This window comes from Streptomyces sp. NPDC102462, assembly GCF_044765425.1.
GTDB lineage: Bacteria > Actinomycetota > Actinomycetes > Streptomycetales > Streptomycetaceae > Streptomyces.
Window position 1 is genome coordinate 89,061 of the sequence record NZ_JBIWKB010000029.1, and the last position, 24,138, is coordinate 113,198.

The 24,138-nt window shown below is 72.3% G+C and carries 10 protein-coding genes; 5 read left to right on the top strand and 5 right to left on the bottom strand.

The window, feature by feature from the left end; translation table 11 throughout:
- Positions 1-171: 171 nt before the first annotated feature.
- The 3 genes from ACIRFL_RS24605 to ACIRFL_RS24615 all read left to right on the top strand — a co-directional run bounded on the left by ACIRFL_RS24605 (position 172) and on the right by ACIRFL_RS24615 (position 2,758).
- Positions 172-834 carry a DedA family protein gene (locus ACIRFL_RS24605; protein ID WP_404032120.1) on the top strand — a complete coding sequence of 221 codons (663 nt, stop codon included), beginning with the start codon at positions 172-174 and terminating at the stop codon, positions 832-834.
- Between the two features lie 68 nt (positions 835-902).
- On the top strand, positions 903-2,123 hold the full coding sequence (locus ACIRFL_RS24610) for a sensor histidine kinase (protein ID WP_404032123.1): 1,221 nt from the start codon (positions 903-905) through the stop codon (positions 2,121-2,123).
- Positions 2,123-2,758 (top strand): response regulator, encoded by a 636-nt coding sequence (locus tag ACIRFL_RS24615; protein WP_404032152.1) that lies wholly within the window; start codon positions 2,123-2,125, stop codon positions 2,756-2,758. The genes ACIRFL_RS24610 and ACIRFL_RS24615 overlap by 1 nt, the downstream gene beginning before the upstream one ends.
- 86 nt (positions 2,759-2,844) lie before the next feature.
- Here ACIRFL_RS24615 and ACIRFL_RS24620 read toward each other — a convergent pair whose 3' ends face one another.
- A complete protein-coding gene (locus tag ACIRFL_RS24620; protein ID WP_404032126.1) occupies positions 2,845-3,870 on the bottom strand; it encodes an ornithine cyclodeaminase family protein in 1,026 nt (341 codons plus the stop codon).
- Positions 3,871-4,263: 393 nt separating this feature from the next.
- Here ACIRFL_RS24620 and ACIRFL_RS24625 point away from each other — a divergent pair, with 393 nt between their 5' ends.
- Together ACIRFL_RS24625 and ACIRFL_RS24630 are read left to right on the top strand one after the other, a co-directional pair.
- Entirely contained in the window at positions 4,264-6,525 is a 2,262-nt protein-coding gene (locus ACIRFL_RS24625; protein WP_404032129.1) for an MMPL family transporter, read from the top strand.
- Positions 6,526-6,708: 183 nt separating this feature from the next.
- Positions 6,709-7,860 (top strand): hypothetical protein, encoded by a 1,152-nt coding sequence (locus tag ACIRFL_RS24630; protein ID WP_404032132.1) that lies wholly within the window; start codon positions 6,709-6,711, stop codon positions 7,858-7,860.
- Positions 7,861-8,018: 158 nt separating this feature from the next.
- Here the strand turns inward: ACIRFL_RS24630 and ACIRFL_RS24635 are convergent, their stop codons facing one another.
- From ACIRFL_RS24635 to ACIRFL_RS24650, 4 genes are all read right to left on the bottom strand, one after another.
- Positions 8,019-8,822, bottom strand: a complete 804-nt coding sequence (locus tag ACIRFL_RS24635) for an alpha/beta fold hydrolase (protein ID WP_404032135.1) — start codon at positions 8,820-8,822, stop codon at positions 8,019-8,021.
- A 113-nt stretch (positions 8,823-8,935) separates the two neighbouring features.
- Positions 8,936-9,154 carry an MbtH family protein gene (locus tag ACIRFL_RS24640; protein WP_404032138.1) on the bottom strand — a complete coding sequence of 73 codons (219 nt, stop codon included), beginning with the start codon at positions 9,152-9,154 and terminating at the stop codon, positions 8,936-8,938.
- 64 nt (positions 9,155-9,218) lie between these two features.
- Positions 9,219-16,391 (bottom strand): amino acid adenylation domain-containing protein, encoded by a 7,173-nt coding sequence (locus ACIRFL_RS24645; RefSeq protein ID WP_404032141.1) that lies wholly within the window; start codon positions 16,389-16,391, stop codon positions 9,219-9,221.
- A complete protein-coding gene (locus ACIRFL_RS24650; RefSeq protein ID WP_404032144.1) occupies positions 16,391-24,136 on the bottom strand; it encodes an amino acid adenylation domain-containing protein in 7,746 nt (2,581 codons plus the stop codon). The genes ACIRFL_RS24645 and ACIRFL_RS24650 overlap by 1 nt, the downstream gene beginning before the upstream one ends.
- Positions 24,137-24,138: the final 2 nt, after the last annotated feature.

Below are 24,138 nucleotides of genomic sequence, written 5' to 3' on the forward strand. Positions count from 1 at the left end.
TCCGCGCCCGGGGCACCCCGGACCCTGCGGAAAACCGCAGGGTCCGGGGTGCGGGGAAACCGCACAGGTTCGGTGGCTATCCGCATACCGGTGCCGAGCCGGGATTTCTAGCGTGGTCACCGGATCGCGGCACCGGCCCGCGGCGTGCGCTTCGTACCTGGAGACTTCGAAATGGACCACATCACCCTGGCGCTGCCACAGGAGCCCGCGGGCGGCATCGCGGGATGGGCGGCCGACCTGGTGGACGCCATGGGCGCGCCCGGCGCCGGCCTCGCCGTCGCCCTGGAGAACCTCTTCCCGCCGCTGCCGAGCGAGATCATCCTGCCGTTGACCGGCTTCGCCGCCGGGCAGGGCGTCATCAGTCTCTTCGCGGCCCTGTTCTGGACCACTCTCGGGTCCGTGGTGGGCGCCGCCGTCCTCTACTGGATCGGCGCGCTGTTCGGCCGTGAGCGGATGTACGCGATCTGGGCCAGGCTGCCGCTGGTCAAGACCTCCGACCTGGAGCGGACGGAGGAGTGGTTCGCCAAGCACGGCACCAAGGCCGTCTTCCTCGGCCGCATGGTGCCGATCTTCCGCAGCCTGATCTCCGTGCCGGCCGGCCTTGAGCGCATGCCGCTGCCGACCTTCCTGGCGCTGACCGCAGTGGGCAGCTTCATGTGGAACGCCGTACTGGTCATGTCCGGTTACTGGCTGGGCGACCAGTGGGACACCGTCGGTGACTACGTCGGTGTGATCAGCAAGGGCGTCCTGGTCCTGGTGGTCGCCGCACTGGCCTGCTACATCGTGGTACGGCTGCGCTCCCGCGGCACCGCCCAGCACCGCCGCACGTCGTGACCGGTCCCGTTCTCACCCAAGCCGAACGATCTTGCCCCGGCTGCGCCGCCCGACTACGCTCAGCGAGCGTGCAGGGGGATTCGGCGGACACGACCACCCGGCCCTTCCCGACGGCGCCCGGAACCGCGCTGCCGGGAGGTGAGCCCACGGCGACGCCCACCCCGGCGCTGCCCCTGCGGGCCGCCGGAGTCCTCCTCGGCTGTCTGACCGCGCTGTTGGGACTCCTCTACTTCGTCGTCGTCAGCACCCCGCTCGGTCCGCTGCTGCTGTGGCCGCGCACCCGGCGGCGGGCGTTCGTCGTCCTGATCGCCGGGGGCCGACGGCTGACGGCGCTCGAACGGTGGCGCCGCTCGGTCTTCTTCGGGGACGTCTTCCCCGCCCGGCCCGTGCCCGACCAGCGCGTCCTGCGCTACCTCGCCGCCCGTACATACGCCGGATTGATCACCGGCGTCGTGCTCGGACTGCTCGCCTTCGGCGCCGTCCTCGCGGGCCTGCTCGTCGCGAGCCTGGTCCGGGGGACCCTCGGCTGGGGGAATCTGGTCACCCAGGTGCTGCTCGGCGGGGTGCTGCTCTTCCTGGACATGCAGGGCCTGTTCTCGCTTCAGGCGCTCGACGCGCGGCTGGCCCGCGAGTGCTTCGGCCCCTCGGAGCGCGAGCTGATGCAGCAGCGCATCGACGAACTCGCCACCAGCCGGGCGGCGGTGCTCCAGGCGGTCGACACCGAGCGCCGGCGCATCGAGCGGGACCTGCACGACGGGGTGCAGCAGCGTCTGGTGGCGCTGGCCATGCTCCTCGGGCGGGCCCGTCGCGGCGGCCGCACGCCCGAGCAGGCGCGCAGTCTGCTGGAGCAGGCCCACAAGGAGTCGCAGGACGTCCTGACGGAACTGCGGGAAGTGGCCTGGCGGGTGTACCCGACGGCGCTGGACAACCTGGGGCTCCAGGAGGCGCTGGCCGGGGTGTCGGAGCGGTGCAGCATCCCCATCCGGACGGACTTCGCGCTCGCCGAGCCGCTGCCCGCCTCCGTCGAGACCGCCGCGTACTTCGTCGTGTCGGAGTCGGTGACCAACGCCGCCAAGCACTCGGCCGCCACGGAGATCCAGGTGAGCGTCCGCACGCACGGGCCCGTCCTCGTCATCCGCGTCGAGGACAATGGTGTCGGCGGCGCGAAGCCGGAGGGCAGCGGACTGACCGGCCTGCGCAGCCGGGTCGGTGCCCTGGACGGCCGACTCCACGTCCACAGCCCCTCCGGGGGGCCCACCACGATCACCGCGGAGCTGCCGTGCGCATAATGCTGGCCGAGGACTCGACCCTGCTGCGAGAGGGGCTGGTCCGGCTGCTCATCGAGGAGGGCCACGAGGTCCTTGCCGCGGTGGGTGATGCCGTCGCCCTGCTGCGGGAGGTCGAGGCCCAGCCGCCGGACCTGGTCGTCGTGGACATCCGGATGCCCCCCACCCACACGGACGAGGGGCTGAGGGCCGCGCTGGAGATCCGCAAGCGGTGGACCGGGGTCGGGGTCCTGGTGCTGTCCCAGCACATAGAGCGCAACTACGCGGCGCAGCTGCTCACGTCGAACGCGGAGCGGGTCGGCTATCTGCTCAAGGACCGGGTCGCCCAGGTGGAGGAATTTCTCGACGCGCTGGAGCGGATCCACGCGGGCGGCGCCGCCATCGACCCGGAGGTCGTACGGCAACTGGTGATCCGTACGACGCACAGTGACCCGCTGACCCGGCTGACCCCCCGCGAGCGCAGCGTCCTGGAGACGCTGGCCCAGGGGCACACCAACGCGGCCATCTCGGAGAAGCTGCACATTTCCATGAGCACGGTGGAGAAGAACCTCAACATGATCTTCGACAAGCTCGAACTCGCGCACACCACCGGCTACAACCGCCGGATCCTGGCCGTACTGCGGTATCTGGAGTCCTGACGCACGAACGTGCCGGGCGGCAGGGCTGCCCCCGTCGCCCGGCACATCGTGGTCACCCGCCGGACCCACCCGTCACCGCGACCCCGTCACTGGAACGAGTACGGGTTCAGTGCGTCGTCGGGCAGGTGCTCGATCTGGACCCGGTCGCCGATGCCGGCCTCCTCGGCGAGTTCGAGCAGCACGTCGAGGGCCACGTGGTCCTCCAGCCCGAAGCCCGTCGAGTCGAAGACCGTCACCCCGTCCCGATGCCGGGCCGCCGTCTGCGGGTCGGCGCACAGGGCCATCAGATCGGGCCCGATGTCGCCCTCCTCCAACTGCTGGCATTCTCCCTCCCGCAGTGCCTGCGCCACATGGTCCGGGGTCACGAACGCCGACTTCAGGACCGCCTTGGGCACCTCGACCTTGCCGATGAGGTCGGCCCCGATGGCGTTGATGTGCACGTGCGGCCGCAGGTTCGTGCCGTTCAGCACCGGCCCCTCGCCGACCCCGACGGAGGTGACGGTGCAGACGATGTCCGCCGCCGCCTCCAACTCGGGGAGCGCCACGACCCGGACGTCGAGGCCGAGGAAGTCCACCCGGTCCGCGAAGGAACGCGCGTGGGCCGGCTCGATGTCGTGCACGAGGATCTGCTCCAGCGGGAACACCCGGCTGAGGGCGTGCGCCTGGGTCACCGCCTGCGCGCCGGCGCCGACCAGGCCGAGGACCCGGCTGTCGGGACGGGCCAGCAGCCGGCTGGCGATCGCCGAGGCGGCTCCGGTACGGATCGCGGTGGGCAGGATTCCGTCGCACACCGTCAGCAGACGGCCCGTCACATCGTCGTAGCGCGTGAGGGATCCGATGATGGTGGGCAGTTGGAACGTGCTGGGGTTCGACGGCGTGTAGGCCACCGTCTTGATCGTTATGGAACGTCCCGGATCATGGTGCGGCATCCACTCGATGATGGCCGTGTTCCCCGGGCCGCGTACAAACCCGTCCCGAGTGGGGCTCACGCCTTTGTCCACGGCGGTGAACGCCTCCTGGAGTCGGACGATCATCCGGTCCATGAAGCGATCGTTGCCGCTCTCCTTGACGAGTTTGGCAACATGCTGCCGGGTGAGGACCGTGGTCTCCATTTTCTCCCCTCGACTGTCGTCGCACCTCGGCAACTAATTGCCAAGGAATGTACGTCTGCCATTCAATGAGCTACGATCCGCGATCCGCCGACATTTCTAGCAGGAAGCTATTTCACAGCCTTTTGCGGGTGTCGCTCAATTCGTGCTCCGAACGTAACGGTCCGGCTTTTAATGGTCAAGGATTCCCAGGGGCGGTGCGGTTTCCCGCAGGTTTCTGCCTGCGGTTTCCCGCAGGGCGGCACCTGCGGGTTTCCGTAAGGTGAGCCTGCGGAAAGCAGCGGTCACCACGACGGTTTACCTCGTATCCACCCCGCTCCCGGCGGACCTAGCGTTCTCCTCGTCGAGATCCGACCGGCTTCCCGGGCCGGACCTGCAGCAACGGAAGGAAGCAAGGTGCGAAAGAAACCGGCAACGGTACGGATTGCGCGATGGAGCGCCACGCATCCGTGGTCCGCCATCGGCCTGTGGGTCGTGTTCGTCGCCGCGTGCCTCTTCCTGGGCGGGGCGGCCGGTACGAACGCGATCAGCGACGAGGAGTCGGGGGTCCGCGAGTCCGGCCGGGCCGGCAAGATCGTGCACTCGGGTGACTTCCCCGAGAAGGCCGAGGAGAACGTGCTGATCACCGCCGAGGACGGCGGGAAGCTGGACCCGGCGGCCGGCCGGGAGGCGGCGGCGGACATCGTCGGGCGGATGAAGGCGCTCGACGAGGTGGAGAGCGTCGGCGACCCGGTACCCGCACCCAACGGCAAGGCGCTGCTGGTCCCCGTCACCATGAAGGGCGACACGGAGAACGCCGACCGACGGGTGCAGCCGCTGCTCGACGTCAGCGCCTCGGTCCAGGACGCCCACGAGGGCCTGCGGGTCGACGAGGTGGGCACCGGCTCGACGGCCAAGGGACTGACGGAGACGCTCGGCGAGGACTTCCAGAAGGCCGAGCTGATCAGCCTGCCGCTGACCCTGCTGATCCTGCTCGTCGTCTTCGGCGCGATCATCGCGGCCGGCGTGCCCGTGGTGCTGGCCCTCTCGTGTGTCGGCGCCGCCATCGGGCTGTCCACGCTCGCCTCCCACGTGCTGCCCGAGACCAGCGCGGTCAGCAACGTCATCCTGCTCATGGGCATGGCCGTCGGCGTGGACTACTCGCTCTTCTACCTCAAGCGGGAGCGCGAGGAGCGCCGCCTGGGGAGGTCCCACGTCGACGCGATCGAGGTCGCCGCGGAGACCTCGGGGCACACCGTCGTGGTGTCCGGCACCACCGTCGTCGTGGCGATGGCCGGCCTCTACCTGGCCAACGAGGCGACCTTCGCCTCCCTGGCCACCGGCTCGATCATCGTCGTGGCGGTCGCCGTACTGGCCTCGGTGACCGTGCTGCCCGCCCTCCTCGCCAAGCTGGGACGCTGGGTCGACAAGCCCAAGGTGCCGTTCCTGTGGCGGCTCACCATGCGCTCCGGCGAGTCGAGGGTGTGGCCCGCGCTGCTGCGTCCGGCGCTGTCGAAGCCGGTCATCACCCTGGTGGTGTCCGTGGGCGCGCTGCTGCTGCTGGCCGTGCCGGCCCTCGACATGAAGCTCAAGCAGCCGGGCTCCGACGACCTGTCCCGGGACATCCCCGTGGTGCAGGCGATGGACCGGCTCACCGCGTCCTTCCCCAGCAAGGGCACCGTGCACCAGGTCGCCGTCCGGGCGCCCGCGGACCGGGCCGACGAGGTGAAGTCCGCGCTGAAGGGCGTCCTGGAGCGCACCGCGAAGGACGAACTGTTCGCACACGACTCCACACCGACGATCAAGGAGTCGGCGGACCACCGGGTCCATACCGTGGACGTGGGCACGCCGTACCAGCCCAAGAGCGACGGGGCCCGCGAGTCCCTGGACCTGCTGCGCGACTGGGTGCCGCAGGCCACGGCCGACGTGCCCGACGCCGAGAGCGCGGTCGGCGGCAAGGTGGCCCAGGGTGTGGACTTCACGGGGCACCTGGAGGAACGGATGCCCTGGGTGGTCGGCTTCGTCCTGCTGCTGACCCTCGTCACCATGGTCCTGATCTTCCGGTCGCTGGCCGTCGCGATCTCCGCGATCCTGCTGAACCTGCTCTCCGCGGCGGCCGCGTTCGGTGTGCTGGTCGCCGTCTTCCAGAACACCTGGGCGGAGGGGATCCTCGACTTCCACAGTTCGGGCGCGGTCGTCTCGTGGCTGCCGCTCTTCCTGTTCGTGGTGCTGTTCGGCCTGTCGATGGACTACCACGTCTTCGTGGTCAGCCGGATCCGCGAGGCCGCGCTGCACGGTGCCTCGACCAAGGACGCCGTCCGTGAGGGCATCATCCGCTCGGCGGGCGTGGTGACCAGCGCCGCGATCGTCATGGTCGGGGTGTTCGCGATCTTCGGCACGCTGAGCATGGTCGAGTTCAAGCAGCTGGGCGTGGGTCTCGCGGCGGCCATCCTGCTGGACGCCGTGATCATCCGGATCTATGTGCTGCCGGCGCTGATGACGGCGCTGGGCAAGTGGAACTGGTGGCCCGGCAAGGTCTCCGGCGGCCCGGGTGGACCGGCCCGATTCCCGGACCAGGCCGAGTCCACCCGCCACCACCCCGAGGAGCAGCCCCAGTACGCACGGTTCGCCGGCCGGCACCGCCGTGGTACCGCGCGACCTGACTACTACCAGCCGTAGAGCCAGGTCCCTCCGCCGAGGAGGGAGGGTCGCCCGTCACCCCCGGACGGAAACGACCCTCCCTCCTCTCCTTTCGTCCCTGGAGCGCCGTTCTCTCCCGGCAACTAGCTGCCAACGCGGCCCGCCCGGCCCGGCGCAGCGGCGACGGTGGAGGCGCAGCAACCGATCTCGACGGGAGTCAGCATGCGGATCGAACACAGACCCACCCACCGGTTACGGGCCGCGCTGTACGCGATGGCGGCACTGCTCCTGGCAGTCCTGGCCGGCCTGGCCCCGGCGGACCGGGCCCACGCCGCCGCGGGATGGCAGCCCGTGCCGCCCCCGGCGCCGGCCGGACTCAGCGCGTACGTGCCCTTCGACGCGACGTCGGCCGTGGCACGCAGCACCGTGCAGACCAGCAGCACCTGTCTGCCCTGCGAGTACGAGCACACGCTGTGGACCCGGCAGGCCGGCACCTGGCGCAGCCTGCCGCTGCCCTCCGACGGCGCCTCCACCGACGTGCTCACCGGTACCGCGAGCGACGACGTGTGGGCCCTCGGACGCGGCGAGTGGGGCGACTTCAGCCAGTACCACTGGAACGGCACCGGCTGGACGGACCGGACCATCCCGAACTTCGAGGTGCTGGCGGCCCGGGCCGTCTCCCGCACCGACGTGTGGGCGGTCGGCAACTACCGCGAGAGCAACGGCGACGTGCCCGGCGCGGTCGCCCACTGGAACGGCTCGGCCTGGACGCTGACCAAGCTCGGCGCGCAGGACGCCTGGACCAACCTCAAGGCCGTGCACGTCGTGTCCGACGACGACGTCTGGGTGGTCGGCTCGGGCAGCGGCCGCCTCTTCGCGGCGCACTACGACGGCACGTCGTGGAAGGAGGTGGCGCTGCCGCGGCTGTCCGGTCTTTCGGCGACCGCGAACGCGGTGGTCGTGCGGAACGGCGAGGTGTGGATCGGCGGCACCGACCGCAACCTGTACTCCGACCGGGGCACCGGCGCGCCCAGGGCGTTCGTGCTGCGCGGGGACGGCACCACCTGGCAGACGACCTACGTGCCGGTGCCCGCCCCGACCGGCGACGAGACCGAGGACCGCATGTCCGTCCAGGCCCTCGCCGTCCACGACGGAACCGTCTGGGCCGGCCTGTACGCGCACCGCACCAAGGACCGGGGCCTGGCCGGCTGGAACGGCTCCACGTGGGAAACGGCCGCGGCACCCGGGGCGACCCCGGGCTCGGAGGTGACGGCCCTGTACCCCACGGCGGACGGCACCCTGTGGGCCAACGGCCTGCACTACCCGAACAGTTACCTGAAGGGCTACGCGGCGTCCCACGCACCGGGCGCCTGAGTCGAGGAGGAGGGCCGGGCTCGCCCGGCCCTCCTCTCACACCACCGGACGTCCGGGCCCGCATCCGACGGTTCGTTCAGCCGCTGTGCCGGGGCACTCCCGGAACGCACCGGTCCCACCGCGTGCGCCGGAGCGGGCCCGTCGTGCCGTGCCTGTCCTCACGGGCCGGTGAGGAACTGCACGAGCAGCTTGTTCACCATGGCGGGATCCTCCAGGTAGCCGTAGTGCCCGCAGCCCTCGACGAGGTCGAAGCGGGCGCCCGGCACGGCATCGGCGACCTCCCGGCCCAGGCGGGGCGGGGTGACCAGGTCGTCGGCGAAGGCGATGACCTGACAGGGGACGCGGATGCCCCGGTAGGCGGCCAGCCGGTTCTCCAGCCGGCTCACCTCCATCTGCGCCCGCTGCCCCGGCCCCGGCGCGGACGTCAACTCGAACAGATCGAGCCAGTCGGCCATCGCCGTGTCGTCGTCGAGCGTCCGCGGCGACAGCGACTTCAGAGCCCGCAGGACGGCCGCGTACCGGTCCGGGAGCCGTACACCCGAGTCGTACAGGTCGATCTCCGTGCGGGTGAGCTCGGCCCGCAGGAAGTCGGTGCGGCCGCGGGTCGCCATCAGGACGGCCCGGCTGACCAGTTCGGGCCGGGCCAGGGCCAGCTCCTGGGCGACGAACGCGCCCATGGACGTGCCGACGACGGCACAGGGCCCGAGGTCCAGGCGCTCGATGAGCCCGGCCACGTCCCCGACCATGTCCTGGAGGGTGAAGCCCTCGGGGCACTCGGAGGACGGGGGGATGCCCCGGTTGTCGAAGGTGATCACGCGCAGACCGGCCGCGGTGAGCGCGGGCACCTGGTGCAGCTGCCACACGGTACGGCCGCCGCCGGTGCCCTGGATCATCACCACCGGGTCGCCGGTGCCGGCCTCGTCGTAGCTGAGCCGAATCCCGTTCACGGGAATGACCGGCATGGTGCCTCTCCCCTCTCGTGGTCTCTCGTGGTGGTCGTGCGGTGCGCGCCCCCGGGCACGTACGCGGCCCGCGCCCCGGAGCGCCCGGGTGCGCGGGCCGTGCAGCGATCGGATCAGGCGGTGCCGTCCATGGCGTCGATGAGGCTCTTGGGACGCATGTCGGTCCAGTGGGCGTTGACGTAGTCGAGTGCCGCGTCCCGGGTGCTCTCCCCGAGGACGGTCCGCCAGCCCGCGGGTACCTCGACGAACGCCGGCCACAGCGAGTGCTGCCCTTCGTCGTTGACCAGGACCAGGTAGGTGCCCTCGGGGTCCTCGAAGGGATTGCTGCTCATTCCATCGCTCCTTCTCAGCGTTTCCTGTTTCTCTGGGATGGCCTGTCAGGGATCTTGTGAAAGGTCACAGACGGTCCGCGAGGAATTGGCCGATCCGGGCCATATGGCGGGCATCCGTCATCAGATTTCCGTGCGTCGAGTCTATGGCGCACACCTCGACCGAACCACCGGTGAACGGTTGCCACAAGCTGACATTCAGGCGGCCCTGCCGGTCGTCCGCCGATTTCTGCTCCGCGGAGACGAAGAGGACGTCCCCGTCGAAGAATTCCGGTGTGAACCCCCGCATGAGCCGGACATTGTTCACATAGACGTCCTTCAGTGCGAGTACGTCCCGGGCCTCCAGCTGTGCCAGCGCCTGCTCCCCGGACTGCAGGAACTCCCGGAAACGTCGCAGAACGCTTTCCTGGTCTGCTATGAGCTCGGCCATGTCGAACGCGAAGCCCATGGCGTGCAGATTGTGCGCGACCACCTCGTGCTCGACCACTTCCGAGGTGTCCGCGTTCTCTCCCGGCGGATAGGCGTCCAGCAGGGCGAGCAGGGAGACCTCCTCGCCCTCGGCGCGCAGCCTGGTCGCCAGGGCGTGCGCGGCGAGTCCGCCGAACGACCAGCCCGCCAGCCGGTACGGGCCGGCCGGCTGCACGGAACGGATCCGCGCGAGGTAGTCCTCGGTCATCTCCGCCATGGACGACGGCAGCGGACCGCCGCCGTCGAGGCCGCGCGCCTGGATGCCGTAGACCGGTACGTCCGGGCCGAGATGGCGGACGAGCCCGGCGTAGCACCAGCTGAACCCGCCGCCCGGGTGCAGACAGAACAGGGGGGCGGCCGTGCCGCGCGCCCGCAGCGGGAGCAGCCCCTGCGAGGAACGTCCCGCGGCCCCGTCGGCCGTCCCCGTCAGTACGGCGGCGATGCCCTCCGGGGTGGGGGAGTCGAAGACCGTGCGGACGGGGAGCTCCTGGCCGAACCCCTCGCGGATCCGGGCCACCAGACGGGCGGCCAGGAAGGAATGACCGCCCAGTTCGAAGAAGTCGTCCTGCACGCCCGCCCGTTCGACGCCCAGCACCTCGGCGAACAGGGCGCACACGGTGTGTTCCGCGGGCGTCCGGGGCGGCCTCGACGCCCGGCCGGCGGCGTACGCGGGCACGGGCAGCGCGGCGCGGTCCAGCTTGCCGTTGGGGGTCAGCGGCAGCCCGTCGAGGGTGACCAGCGCGGCCGGCACCATGTGGGCGGGCAGCCGCCCGGCCAGCTGCTCGCGCAGCCGCGCCGGGTCGGGGGCCTCCCGGTGGGCGGCCACGACATAGCCGACCAGACGCCGGTCCCCGGGCCGGTCCTCCCGTACGACGACCGCGGCCTGGGCGACCGAGGCGTGCGCGGTGAGGGCGGCCTCGATCTCGCCGGGCTCGATACGGAAGCCGCGGATCTTGACCTGCGCGTCGGCCCGGCCCAGGTACACCAGCAGCCCGTCGCGGGTGAGCCGGGCGAGGTCGCCGGTGCGGTACATACGGGCGCCGACCGGACCGTGGGGGTCGGCGACGAACCGTTCGGCGGTGCGGCCGGCCCGGCCCAGGTAGCCGCGGCCGAGCCCGTCCCCGCCGATGTACAACTCACCCGGGACACCGGGCGGAACCGGGTTCAGCCACGGGTCGAGGAGCCGGACGGCGGTGTTGTCGACGGGTCGGCCGATCGGGGGCGCCGAGGGACCCCACTCGGCCGGGTCCGCCGGGAGCCGGTGGGCCGTCACCACGTGGGTCTCGGCGGGACCGTAGTGGTTGTGCAGGCGGCGGCCCGGGCGGGCGGCGCAGAAGGCGCGCATGGCCCCGTGCGGGGTCAGCGCCTCACCGGCCTGCACCAGGTCGGTGAGGTCGGGCAGGTCGAGGCGGGCGGCGGTGGCCGCCTCGCAGACCGCGTCGATGACCAGGTTGGGCGCGTACAGCTCCTGGATCCGCCGCTCGCCCAGCCAGCCGGCCAGCCGCTCCGGGTCGCGCCGGACGTCCTCGGGGCAGACGACCAGGGTCTTGCCGGCCAGCAGCGCGGAGAGGATTTCCTGGACGGAGACGTCGAAGCTCACCGCGGTGAACTGCGCCACCCGGGTGCCGGTCCCGCCCGGCAGGGTCCGCTCGTGCCAGTCGAGGAGATTGGCCAGGGCGCGCACCGGCATGACGACGCCCTTGGGGCGGCCGGTCGAGCCGGAGGTGTAGATCACGTACGCGGGATGGGCCGGGTCGAGCGGGGCGGTCCGCTCGGCGTCGGTGAGGTCGTCGGCCGGGTGGGAGGCGAGCCGGGCCCCGGTGGCCGGGTCGTCCACCACGAGCGGGGGCCCGGCCGGACCCGAGGGCAGCGCCTCGGCGAGGTCCCCGGTGGTCAGGACACAGGCCGGCCGGGCGTCGTCGAGCATGTACGCGATGCGGTCGGCCGGGTACTCGGGGTCGACCGGCAGGTATCCGGCGCCGGCCTTGAGGGCCGCCAGGCACGCGATGACCAGCTCGGCCGACCGGTGCATGGCCACCGCGACCAGGCTCTCCGGCCCCGCCCCCCGGTCGATGAGCAGCCGGGCCAGCCGGTTGGCCCGGGCGTCCAACTCGCGGTAGGTCAGCACACCTTCGGGAGCCTCGACGGCCACGGCGTGCGGGGCCCGCGCGACCGCCGCCGCGAAACGCTCCGGGAGCGACCCGCCGGGCGGTGTGCGCGTGGGTCCGTGGGCGGCGGCAAGGACACGGCCGCGTTCCTCGTCGTCCAGCAGGGGCACGTCCCCGACGGCGCGGTCCGGTGCCTCGGTGACCGCGTCCAGCAGACGCAGCAGCCGGGTGACCAGCGTCTCGGCGGTGTCCGGGTCGAACAGGTCGGTGCTGAACTCCAGGCCCGCGCCGAGTCCGGCGGGCCGCCCGTCGGTGTCGTACCGCTCGGCGAAGGAGAACAGCAGGTCGAACTTGGCGGTGCCGGTGTCGGCGGACAGGGACTCGGCGTCCAGCCCGGGCAGGCGCAGTCCGTCGCCCGGCCGCCGGTCGGTGTTGTTGAAGGTCAGCATGGTCTGGAAGACCGGGTGGCGGGCCGGTGAGCGCTTCGGGTTGAGCACTTCCACAAGCCGCTCGAAGGGCACGTCCTGATGCGCGTACGCCGCCAGGTCCGTCTCGCGGACCCGGGCCACCAGTTCCCGGAAGGCGGGGTTGCCGGAGGTGTCGGCCCGCAGTACCAGGGTGTTGACGAAGAAGCCGACGAGACCGTCCAGGGCGTCGTCGGTGCGTCCGGCGACGGGGGTGCCCAGCGGGATGTCCTCGCCCGCGCCGAGCCGGGTGAGCAGAGCGGCGACGGCCGCCTGGACCACCATGAAGGGGCTGGCCTGGCAGGACCGCGCGACGGAGACGATCCGCTCGTGCAGTTCCTCGGGCACCTCATACAGCACCCGGCCTCCCCGGCCCCCGGCAACGGCCGGACGCGGCCGGTCGGCGGGCAACGCCAGCTCCTCCGGAAGCCCCGCCAACGCCTCTGTCCAATAAGCGAGTTGTCGGGCCACAGGGCTGTCGGGGTCGTCCTCCGAGCCGAGCGCATCGCGCTGCCACAGGGTGAAGTCGGGGTACTGGACGGGCAGTGGACGCCAGTCGGGGGCGCGCTGCCCGAGACGGGCCGTGTAGGCGGTGGTGAGGTCACGGGCGAGCAGGGGCACCGACCAGCCGTCGCCGGCGATGTGATGGACCAGCAGAAGCAGCACCTGTTCCCGCTCGCCCGTTTCGAACAGCCAGGCCCGCAGCGGGATCTCCGCCGCCAGGTCGAAGGCGTGGGCCGCCGCCCCGGTGATCTCCGCCGCCAGGCGGTGCGGCGCCACCGACGGGACGACGGTGAGTTCGGGCCGGGCCTCGGCGGCGGGCAGCACGATCTGCCGGGGGCCCTCGGCGTCTTCCGCGAACACCGTCCGCAGGCTCTCGTGCCGGTCCGTCAGGTCGGCGAGCGCGGCCCGCAGCGCCGACCGGTCCAGATCGCCCGACAGCCGCAGCGCGAACGGGATGTTGTACGTCGGGCTCGGCCCCTCGAAGCGGTGCAGGAACCACAGCCTGCGCTGCGCCGGGGAGGCGGGGATCCGCTCCGGGCGCGGCTCGGCGGGCCGCAGGGCCGGACGGGCCGCGCCCGCCGTGTCGAGGGCGCGGGCCAGGGCCGCCACGGTCGGCGCCTCGAACAGTTGCCGCACGCTCAGTTCGGCACCGAGGACCGAGCGGATCCGGCCCACCAGCCGGGTGGCGAGCAGCGAGTGCCCGCCGAGCGTGAAGAAGTCGTCGTCGATGCCGACCCGTGGCACGCCGAGGAGGCCGGCGAAGAGCCCGCACAGGATGTCCTCCCGCGGGGTGCGCGGTGCCCGGCTCCCGACGGCGGCGGGGACGGCGTCGGGCGCGGGCAGCGCCCTGCGGTCGATCTTGCCGTTGCCGGTGAGGGGCAGCGCGTCCAGGGTGACGAAGTCCGACGGGACCATGTAGTCGGGCAGTTCGGCGGCGAGATACGCATGCAGCGCGTCCGGCGTCGGGTTGCCGCCCTCCTCGGTGACGAGGTGGGCCACCAGCCGTTTCTCGCCGGGACGCGGCTCGCGCAGCGTGACGACGGCCTGGGCGACCTCGGGGTGGCGGCCCAGCACCGCCTCGATCTCGCCGAGTTCGATGCGGAACCCGCGTATCTTGACCTGTTCGTCGACGCGCCCCAGATAGTCGAGCGTGCCCTGCGCCGTCCACCGTACGAGGTCGCCGGTGCGGTACATGCGGGTGCCCGCCGGGCCGTACGGGTCGGCGACGAAACGCTCCGCGGTCAGACCCGGCCGCCGCCAGTAGCCGCGAGCGAGCCCCGCCCCCGCGAGGTACAGCTCACCCGCGAGGCCCCGGGCGACCGGACGCAGCGCGGTGTCCAGGACGAGCAGCCGGGTGTTGTCCAGCGGCGTGCCGATGGGCACGGTGGCCGGCACCGGGGAGTTTGCCGGGATGCGGTGGCGGACCGCGAACGTGGTCGTCTCGGTGGGCCCGTACCCGTCGACGACGGCCGTGCCGGGGCAGGCGTCCCGGACCCGGCGGACGGCGGCGGCGGGGACGATGTCGCCGCCCGTCCACACCTCCCGCACCCCCGCCAGATGATGGGGGGCCTCGTCCGCGACGAGCTGGAAGAGCCCGGAGGTCAGCCACAGCCCGGTCACCTCGTGCTCGGTGAGCACCTTGCCGAGGGTGTCCGCGTCCAGGTCCCCCGGCGGGGCGACGACAGCGGTGCCGCCGGACAGCAGCGGCACCCACACCTCGTACGTGGAGGCGTCGAAGGCGTGCGGCGAGTGGACCAGCACCCGGGCGTGGGCGCCGCCGGAGAAGGACCGGTCGCGGGCCAGCTCGACCACGTCCCGGTGGGTGACGGCGACACCCTTGGGGGTCCCGGTCGAACCGGAGGTGTGCATCACGTAGGCGAGCCGGTCGGCGTGCCCGGGGCCGGCGGGCAGCTCCGCACCGCCGGCGTCCGGGGTGTCCGGGGCGTCGGCCCGTACGGTGATCAGGCCCAACTCGTCCGCGCGAGGCGCGTGTTCCGCGTCGGTGAGGATGTGGGAGACGCCGGCCAGGCCGGTGACCTGACGCAGCCGGTCGAGCGGGTCGCCCTGCCGGAGCGGCACATAGGCGCCACCCGCCTTGAGCACGGCCAGCAGGGCGACGATCAGATGCGCGGAGCGGTCCATGAGGAGCCCCACCGGGGTCTCGGCCTCCACCCCGAGCGCGACCAGAGTGCGCGCCAGCGTGTCGGACCGGGCGTCGAGTCCGGCGTAGTCCAGCACGGTCGTACCGCAGCGGACGGCCGGGGCGTGCGGGGTGCGCGCGGCCTGGGCGCGGAAGGCCGCGGGCAGCGTCTCGTCGGCGGGGCCGGTGTCCGTGCCGCGGCCGAGGGCCAGGACGGTGTTCCGCTCCTCGGCGGAGAGCAGGTCGAGCTGTCCGACGGTGCGCCGCGGCTGCGCGGCCACGCCGCGCAGGACGCGCACCAGCCGGTCGAGGACGGCCTGGGCCGCCTCCGTCGGGACCAGGTCGGGCTGGTGGTCGAGGCGCAGCCGCAGTCCGTCGCGGCCGACGGCCACCAGCGCCAGCGGGTAGTGCGTGGCGTCCCGGTTGCGGGTGCCGGTGACCGTCACCCCGCCGAAGCCGCCGGGCTCGTCCCGCTCGGCACCGATGTCGACCGGATAGTTCTCGAACACCATGGTGGTGTCGAAGAGTTCACCCGCGCCCGCCAGCCGCCGCACCTCGGCGAGCCCCAACTGCTGGTGCGTCTGGAGCCGGGTCTGCTCGTCCTGCGTGCGGCGCACCGCGTCCACGAACGGCTCGTCGGGCCGCAGCCGCACCCGCACGGGCAGGGTGTTGATGAACAGCCCCACCATGGTCTCGATCCCGGCGACCTCCGGCGGCCGCCCGGAGACGGTCGTACCGAACACCACGTCCTGCCGTCCCGTGAGGCCGCTCAGGACCACCGCCCAGGCGCCCTGCACCAGGGAGTTGAGGGTGAGGGACCGTTCCCGGGCCAGCGTGGTCAGCGCCGCGTGGCCGGCGGCGTCCAGCTTCGTCTCCAGCCGGCCGGGCACGACCGGTGCCCGCTCGGCGGCCTGCGGGGCGACGAGGGTGGGCCCGTCGAGTCCGGCGAGCGCCTTACGCCAGGCGGCGACCGCCGCGTCCCGGTCCTGTCCGGCGAGCCACTGGAGGTAGTCCCGGAAGGGGCGGACCCGCGGCAGCGCGCTGTCGTCGCCCTTCGTCCGGTACAGCGCCAGGAGCTCCCGCACGAGCATGGGGCGCGACCAGCCGTCGAGCAGGATGTGGTGGTTGGTCAGCACGAAGCGGTACCGGCGGTCCCCGAGACGCATCAGGGTGAACCGCATCAGGGGCGGCCGGCCCAGGTCGAAGCGGCGCAGCCGGTCCTCCTCCAGCAGCCGGTCCGCGGCCGCGGACCGCTCCGGCTGGGGCAGGCGGGACAGATCCGTCTCCTCCCACGGCAGCTCCACCTGGTGCGGGATCAGCTGGACGGGCCGCTTCAGGCCCTGGTAGCGGAAGGCCGCGCGCAGATTGGCGTGGCGCCGCAGCAGGGTCCGGCAGGCGGCGGCCAGCGCCGCCGTGTCCAGGTCGCCCTCCAGGTCGATGGCCTGCTGCACCAGATAGACGTCGGGGGCCTCCTCGTCGTACACGCTGTGGAAGAGCAGGCCCTCCTGCAGCGGCGCCAGGGGCAGGATGTCCTGCAGTCCGGACTGCCTCGCCATCACAGGTCCCTCCACTCGTCCTCCAGCAGGTCGATCTCGCTCTGGTCCAGCAGGCTCAGCGACACGTCCGAGACGGTCAGCCCGCCGGCCTCGGGGTTCTCCGCGTGGTCGGCGACCGCCTCCAGCGCCTTGAACCACAGCTCGGCCAGCTCCCGCACCTCGTCCTCGTCGAGGACTCCGTCGGCCCAGGACCAGGTGGCCGACAGCTCGGGCCCGCGCGGCCCGTCGTTGGTGCGGGCGTTGAGTTCCAGCGGGTGGGCGAGCGCCACCCGGGGGTCGGTGCCGCCGACACCGGAAGCGGTGGCCAGCACCGTCCAGTCGGGAACCGTCGCGTTGCCCGCGTTCTCGACTCCGGCGGTGGTGAACCGGCCGAGGTAGTTGAAGGCGACCTGCGGCGTGGGCAGCCCGGCGAACTTGGCGGCGGTGTGCGGGTTCAGATGGCGGACGAGTCCGTACCCGATGCCCTTGTCGGGCACCTCCCGCAGCTGCTCCTTGACCCGTTTGACGACGGCTCCGGCGGCCGGTCCGCCCGCGAACGCGTCGGTGAGGTCGACCGCGCCGGCGTCCACCCGCACGGGGTGCAGGCTGGTGAACCAGCCGACCGTGCGGGACAGGTCCGCCCCGCCGACAAGGTCCTCCTCACGCCCGTGCCCCTCCAGGTCCAGCAGCACCCCGGCTCCCCGGGCGCCGCCGCGGCGGGCCCAGGCGAGGGCGAACGCCGCCAGCAGAACGTCGTTGACCTCGGCCCGGAACGCGGCAGGCACCCGGGTCAGCAGCCGCTCGGTCACCACAGCGGGCAGGGTCAGGGTGAGATGACGGGCGCAGGAGTAGGTGTCACGGGACGGATCCAGCGGCCGCCGCCCCAGCAGCGGGTCACCGGGCCGCAGCACCGACCGCCACCAGTCGGCCTCGGCCGTGCGGGCGGGATCGCCCGCCACCTCGGTGAGGCGCCGCGCCCAGCGGCGCAACGAGGTGCCCACCGGCTGCAGTTCGGCCGGCCGGCCGGCCGCCACGGCACGGTGCGCCTCGGCGAGGTCCGGTACCAGTATCCGCCAGGAGACCCCGTCGACCACGAGATGGTGGATGATCAGCAGCAGCAGACCGGGCCGGGTGTCGCCCCGGTCGAACCAGACCGCCTGGACGACCCGTCCCGCACCGAGGTCCAGGCGCTCCCGCGCGGCGACCGTCTCGGTCCGTACGAGGTTCTGCAGCTCGTCCTCGTCGAGGCCGGAGGCGTCCACCCGGCGGACGACGGAGTCGGCGTCGACCGCTCCCCTCTCGCGGATCTCCAGCCGCCGTTCCGGGCCGGCCGTCAGCCGGGCCCGCAGCGCGTCGTGGTGGTCCAGCAGGGCCCCCAGCGCGGCCGTGAGGTCGTCGTGGCGCAGCGACGCGGGCACCTGGACCAGCCGGGACTGGTTGAACTGGTCGGCCGGGCCGCCGCGTTCGAGGAACCACCGCATGATCGGTGTGAGCGGCATGTCGCCGATGCCGGCGCCGGGTTCCTCCGTGACGGTGGTGCCGGTCTCGGTGACGACGTCGGCGAGTGCCGCCACGGTCCGGTGTTCGAAGATGTCGCGCACGGACAGTGCGAGTCCGGCCCGTCGTGCCCGGCTGACCAGTTGGATCGACATGATGCTGTCGCCGCCCAGGTCGAAGAACCCGTCGTCGACGCCGACCTCGGTCAGGCCAAGGACGTCAGCGAACAGCCCGCACAGCACCTTCTCCCGTTCCGTACGCGGTCCGCGCCGGCCGGTGTCGGCACCGTAGTCGGGCGCGGGCAGGGCCCGCCGGTCGAGCTTGCCGTTCAGGGTGAGCGGCAGCCCGTCCAGGAGGACGACGGCCGACGGGACCATGTACTCGGGCAGCGTGCCCGCCACATGCGCACGCAGCGCCTCGGGGGCGGCCGGGCCGCCCGCGCCCGCCACGACGTACGCCACGAGCCGCTTGTCGCCGGGCCGGTCCTCCCGCAGCACCACCGCGGCCTGGCTCACCTCGGGCCGGCCCGCGAGGACCGCCTCCACCTCGCCCGGCTCGATACGGAAGCCCCGCAGCTTGACCTGGTCGTCGACCCGGCCCAGGAACTCCAGCCGCCCGTCGGACAGCCACCGTACGACGTCACCGGTGCGGTACATCCGCTCGCCGACGCCCGCGAACGGGTCGGCCACGAAGCGCTGTGCCGTCAGCGCGGCCCGGCCCAGATAGCCGCGGGCCACACCGCTGCCCGCGATGTACAGCTCGCCGGGCACACCCACGGGCACCGGCCGCAGCCGCTCGTCGAGGGCGTACACCCGGGTGTTCCACAGGGGCCGGCCGATCGGTACGACCGCCTCGGGAACCTCCGCCGGGTCGCGCAGCGGGTTCACGGCGGAGAACACCGTGGTCTCCGTCGGCCCGTACTCGTTGGCGACGACCGTGTCAGGGCAGGCCTGAAGGACCCGGCGGACGGCGGTGGGGGAGACCACGTCGCCGCCGGCCCAGATCTCACGCACCCCGCGGAAGCACTCGGGCCGCTCCTCGGCGAGCACCCGGAACAGACCGGCGCTGACGAACAGACCCGTGACCCGGTGCCCGGAGATGACGGTGGCGAGGTCGGCCGCGTCCAGCCGCCCGGCGGGGGCCACCACGACGGTGCCACCCGTCAGCAGAGGCGTCCAGATCTCGAACGTCGAGGCGTCGAAGGCGTACGGCGAGTGCATCAGCACCCGCTCGTGACGCCCGCCGCGCCAGTAGCGGTCCGCCGCCAGATGCACCACGTTGTGGTGGGTGTTGGCGACGCCCTTCGGAGTGCCGGTCGAGCCCGAGGTGTACATCACGTACACGAGCTGCTCGGCGTCCGTCGGCACCCCGGGGTCGGTGTCGGCCTCGCCGGACAGGTCCACGCCGGGGCCGACGTCGAGGACCGGCACGTCCACGGCGAAGGGCAGCTCACCCGGGTCGCGGTCGGTGAGCAGGGCCACGGCCCCGGTGTCCCGCAGGATGAACTCGGAGCGGGACGCGGGCTGCTGCGGATCGATCGGCACATACACACCGCCCGCCTTGAGCACGGCCAGCGTGGAGACGACCAGTGCGGCGGAGCGCTTCTGGAAGACCGCGACCCGGCTCTCCCGGCCGACGCCCCGGCTCAGCAGCCGGTGCGCCAGCCGGTTGGCTCGCGCGTTCAACTCGCCGTAGCTGAACCGCTCCTCACCCGACACGACGGCGAGAGCCTTCGGTTCGGCGGCGGCGCGCTCCTCGAAGAGGACGTGGACCGGCGTGCGGTCCACGTGGCCGACCGCCGTGTCGTTCCACTCGACGAGCATCCGCCGCCGCTCGTCCGGGCCCAGGATCTCCGTCTCGCCGACCCGCCGCCCCGGGTCCTCGGCGAGGGCCGTCAGGACGCGGACGAAGCGGTCGGCGACGGACTGCGCGGTCACGCGGTCGAACAGATCGGTGCTGTAGTCCAGCGCACAGCTCAGACCGGCCGCCCGGCCGGGCCCGGCCGGACGCTCGGCGAGTTCGAAGGACAGGTCGAACTTCGCGGCGGGAGCCCCGAGGGGCCGCCCGGAGACCGTGAGCCCGGTCAGATCGGCGCGGGCATCGGCACGACCGGCGTTGTCGAAACCGAGCATGGTCTGGAAGAGGGGGTGCCGGGCGAGCGAGCGCTCCGGGTTGACCGCCTCCACCAGCCGTTCGAACGGCAGGTCCTGGTGCGCGTACGCCGCCAGGGACGTGGCCCGGACCCGGTCGATGAGCTCCGCGTACGTCGGATCGCCCGAGGTGTCCGTGCGCAGCACCAGCGTGTTCACGAAGAAGCCGACCAGGTCGTCCAGCGCGTCGTCGGTGCGGCCCGCGATCGGGGTGCCCAGCGGGATGTCCGTGCCCGCGCCCAGCCGGGTCAGCAGCGCCGCCAGCCCCGCCTGAACCACCATGAACAGGCTGGCACCCTGATCGCGGCCCACCCGGACAAGCCGCTCGTACACGGCGTCCGGAAGGTCGAAGGTGACCCGGTCGCCCCGGTACGAGGCCACCGCCGGCCTCGGCCGGTCGAACGGCAGCGACAACTCCTCGGGCAGTCCGGCCAGCGCCCGCTTCCAGTAGGCGAGTTGGCGGCCGGCCTCGCTGTCCGGGTCGTCCTCGGAGCCGAGGACGTCGCGCTGCCAGAGGCTGTAGTCGGCGTACTGCACCGGCAACGGCGACCGGTCGGGCGCCTGTCCGGCCGTGGTGCGCGCGGCGTACGCCGCCACCAGGTCCCGGATGAGGATGCCCCGCGACCAGGCGTCACTGGCGATGTGGTGGGTGAGCAGCAGCAGGGCCCTGCGGCCGGTGGCGGAGCCGGCGTCGGTGGCGTCGACCTCGAACAGGGAGGCACGGAGGGGGATCTCGGAGGCGAGGTCGAAGACGTACCCCGCGGCCCGCCGCATCCGCGCGTCGGCCTCCGCGTCCGAGGCCGGACGCTCCACGGTCAGCGGCACCCGCGCCTGCTCCGGTCTCAGCACCACCTGATGGGCGGTGCCGGAACCGTCCTCGACGACGACCGTGCGCAGGCTCTCGTGCCGGTCCACGACGTCCGCCAGTGCCTGCCGCAGCGCCTCCTGGTCCAGCGGTCCCGTCAGGGTGAGCGAGATCGGCACGTTGTACGCGTCGCTCGGCCCCTCCAAGTGCTGCAGGAACCACAGCCGTTGCTGGGCGTGCGAGAGCGGAACGCGTGCGGGACGGGGGGCCGTGGCCCGCAGCGGCTTCCGTGCGCCGGTCGCGGTGTCCAGTGCGGCGGCGAGTTCGGCGACGGTGGGGCTTTCGAAGAGCTGTCGGATGGCCAGCTCCGTGCCCAGGACGGTGCGGATGCGGCTGACCAGTTTGGTGGCGAGCAGGGAGTGGCCGCCCAGGGTGAAGAAGTCGTCGTCGATGGTGATGGTGTCGATGCCGAGTACTTCGGCGAAGAGGGTGCGGAGGATGTCTTCGCGGGGGGAGCGTGGTGCGCGGCCGTGGCCTGTCTGTGGTTCGTGGTCGGGTGCGGGGAGGGCGCGGCGGTCCAGCTTGCCGTTGGGGGTGAGCGGGAAGGCGTCGAGGGTGATGAACGCTGAGGGGATCATGTAGTCCGGCAGGCGGGAGGCGAGGCGCTTGCGCAGGTTTGCCGTCTCGATGGGCTGCTGCTGGGTTGCGGGGACGATGTAGGCGACGAGGCGCGGGTCTCCGGGGCGGTCTTCGCGGACGAGTACGGCGGCTTGTGCGATGTGTTCGTGTGTGGTGAGGGCGGTTTCGATCTCGCCGGGTTCGATGCGGTGGCCGCGGAGTTTGATCTGGTCGTCGATGCGGGTGAGGTATTCGAGTTGTCCGTCGGGGGTCCAGCGGACGAGGTCGCCGGTGCGGTACATGCGGGTGCCGGTGGGGCCGTAGGGGTTGGCGACGAAGCGTTGTGAGGTGAGTCCTGGGCGGTGGTGGTAGCCGCGTGCCAGACCGGTGCCGGCGATGTAGAGCTCGCCGGGTGTGCCGGGTGGGACGGGTCGGAGGGTGTGGTCGAGGACGTAGACCTGGGTGTTGGCGATCGGGCGGCCGATCCGGGGTCGGCGTGCGCCCTCGGCTGTCACCGGCCACTGGGTGGACCAGATCGTCGTTTCCGTCGGGCCGTACAGGTTGATCACGGATGTCGCGTGTTGCGTGAGTGCTTCGGCGAGGTCGGGGGGCAGTGCTTCGCCACCGACGAGCACCCGCAGCCCGGCCAGTACGGACGCGTCCTCGGCGAGCACCGCCCGCCACAGGCTCGGCGTCGCCTGCATGGTCGTCGCGTCCGCGGTGCGGATCAGGGTGCACAGGGCAACCGGGTCCCGGACCACCTCCCGCTCGGCGACCACCACGGCCGCGCCCGACAACAAGGGCACGAAGAGTTCCAGTCCGGCGATGTCGAATCCGACGGTGGTCACCGCCAGCAGGCGGTCCCCGGAGGTGAGTTCGAAGCTCTGCTGCATGGCGGTCAGGAAGTTCACCAGTGCGCCCTGCGGCACGACCACGCCCTTCGGGCGTCCCGTCGACCCCGACGTGTAGATCACATAGGCAGAGTCGTGCGGGTCGTGGGTGACATGCAGCGGTTCGGGGCCGGCCGGGGCGGACAGCTGTGCCCGGAGGCCCTGGTCGTCGAGGAGGACGTGCGGGACCAGTGTGTCGACCGGCAGTACGGGGGTGAGGTCGCTGGTGGTGAGGAGCAGGACGGGGTCGGCGTCGTCCAGCATGTACGCCAGTCGCTCGGCCGGGTACTCGGTGTCCAGCGGGAGATAGGCGGCGCCGGTCTTCCAGACCGCGAGCAGTGCCACGACCAGGTCCACGGACCTGGGTAGGGCCACGGCCACGAACCGTTCGGCGCCGGCGCCGCGCTCGACCAGCACGCGGGCCAACCGTTCGGCACGGGCGTCCAGTTCGCCGTACGACAGTGACTCCTGGCCCGCGACCACGGCCTCCGCGGCCGGGTCCGAGGCCACCCGCTCCTCGAACAGCTCCACCACCGAACGCCCCGGCACCTCACGCGCCGTGTCGTTCCAGTCGGTGAGGAGAGTGTGGGACTCGGTCCCGTCCAGCAGATCCGCCTCGTCGACGGGCATCCCCGGGGCGTCGACCATGGCCTGGAGCAGGCGCAGGTAGCGACGGCCCAGTGTCTCGACGGTCTCCCGGTCGAACACATCGGTGCTGTACTCCAGCACTCCCTGAAGTCCCGAGCCCGTCGTCGCCTGCTCGGCGAAGGCGAGGGAGAGGTCGAACTTGCCCACTCCGGTGTCGGCCGTCGCACGCGAGACCGACAGCCCCGGCAACTGCGCGACCGCGTCGTCGACGGCGGCGGTGTCCGTGTTGTTGAAGGCAAGGAGCACCTGGAAGAGGGGGTGGCGGGCGAGCGAGCGCTCCGGGTTGACGGCCTCCACCAGCCGCTCGAACGGCAGGTCCTGGTGCGCGTACGCCTCCAGGTTCTGCTTCCGCACGCGCTCGATGAGCGTGTGCGCCGAGGGACGGCCGGACATGTCCGTCCGCAGCACCAGCGTGTTGATGAACACACCGATCAGGTCATCGAGCGCGCCGTCGGTGCGGCCCGCGACCGGGGTGCCGATGGGGATGTCATGGCCGGCACCGAGCCGGGTGAGCAGCGCGGCGAGCCCCGCCTGAAGCACCATGAACGGGCTCGCCTGGGTCTCCCTCGCCAGGGCGACGACCCGGTCGTAGAGCGCTGAGGGGATCTCGAAGGGGATGCGGTCGCCGCGGTAGGTGGCGACCGAGGGGCGCGGGCGGTCGTACGGCAGCTCCAGTTGGTCGGGGAGTCCGGTCAGTGTGTCGGTCCAGTAGGCGAGTTGGCGGGAGATCTCGCTGTCCGGGTCGTCCTCGGTGCCGAGGACGTCGCGCTGCCAGAGGCTGTAGTCGGCGTACTGGACCGGCAGCGGCGCCCACTCGGGGGCTGTCGCACCCTGCACCCGGGCCGCGTAGGCCGCCGTGAGGTCACGGGCCAGTGGGGCCCGAGACCACGCGTCACTCACGATGTGGTGCAGGAGCAGCAGCAGTACGTGCTCGTCGTCGCCGACCTCGAACAGCGTTACGCGCAACGGCAGCTCACCGGAGTCCGCGGAGAGGTCGAACCCACGTCGCGCGGCTTCCCGCAGACGCTCGTCCACTTCCCGCGGGCCGGTCTCGATCACGGTCAGCTCCGGCCGGGCGTCGGCCGGGTCCCGGACGATCTGGTACGGGCCTTCGGCGTCCTCGGCGAACACCGTGCGCAGGCTCTCGTGCCGGGCCACCA

Bases quoted from the DNA above. Each gene is read 5' to 3' on its own strand.
- ACIRFL_RS24605 (WP_404032120.1), top strand. From the start codon at position 172: ATGGACCACATCACCCTGGCGCTGCCACAGGAGCCCGCGGGCGGCATC.
- ACIRFL_RS24615 (WP_404032152.1), top strand. From the start codon at position 2,123: ATGCTGGCCGAGGACTCGACCCTGCTGCGAGAGGGGCTGGTCCGGCTG.
- ACIRFL_RS24620 (WP_404032126.1), bottom strand. From the start codon at position 3,870: ATGGAGACCACGGTCCTCACCCGGCAGCATGTTGCCAAACTCGTCAAG.
- ACIRFL_RS24630 (WP_404032132.1), top strand. From the start codon at position 6,709: ATGCGGATCGAACACAGACCCACCCACCGGTTACGGGCCGCGCTGTAC.
- ACIRFL_RS24635 (WP_404032135.1), bottom strand. From the start codon at position 8,822: ATGCCGGTCATTCCCGTGAACGGGATTCGGCTCAGCTACGACGAGGCC.
- ACIRFL_RS24640 (WP_404032138.1), bottom strand. From the start codon at position 9,154: ATGAGCAGCAATCCCTTCGAGGACCCCGAGGGCACCTACCTGGTCCTG.
- ACIRFL_RS24645 (WP_404032141.1), bottom strand. From the start codon at position 16,391: ATGGCGAGGCAGTCCGGACTGCAGGACATCCTGCCCCTGGCGCCGCTG.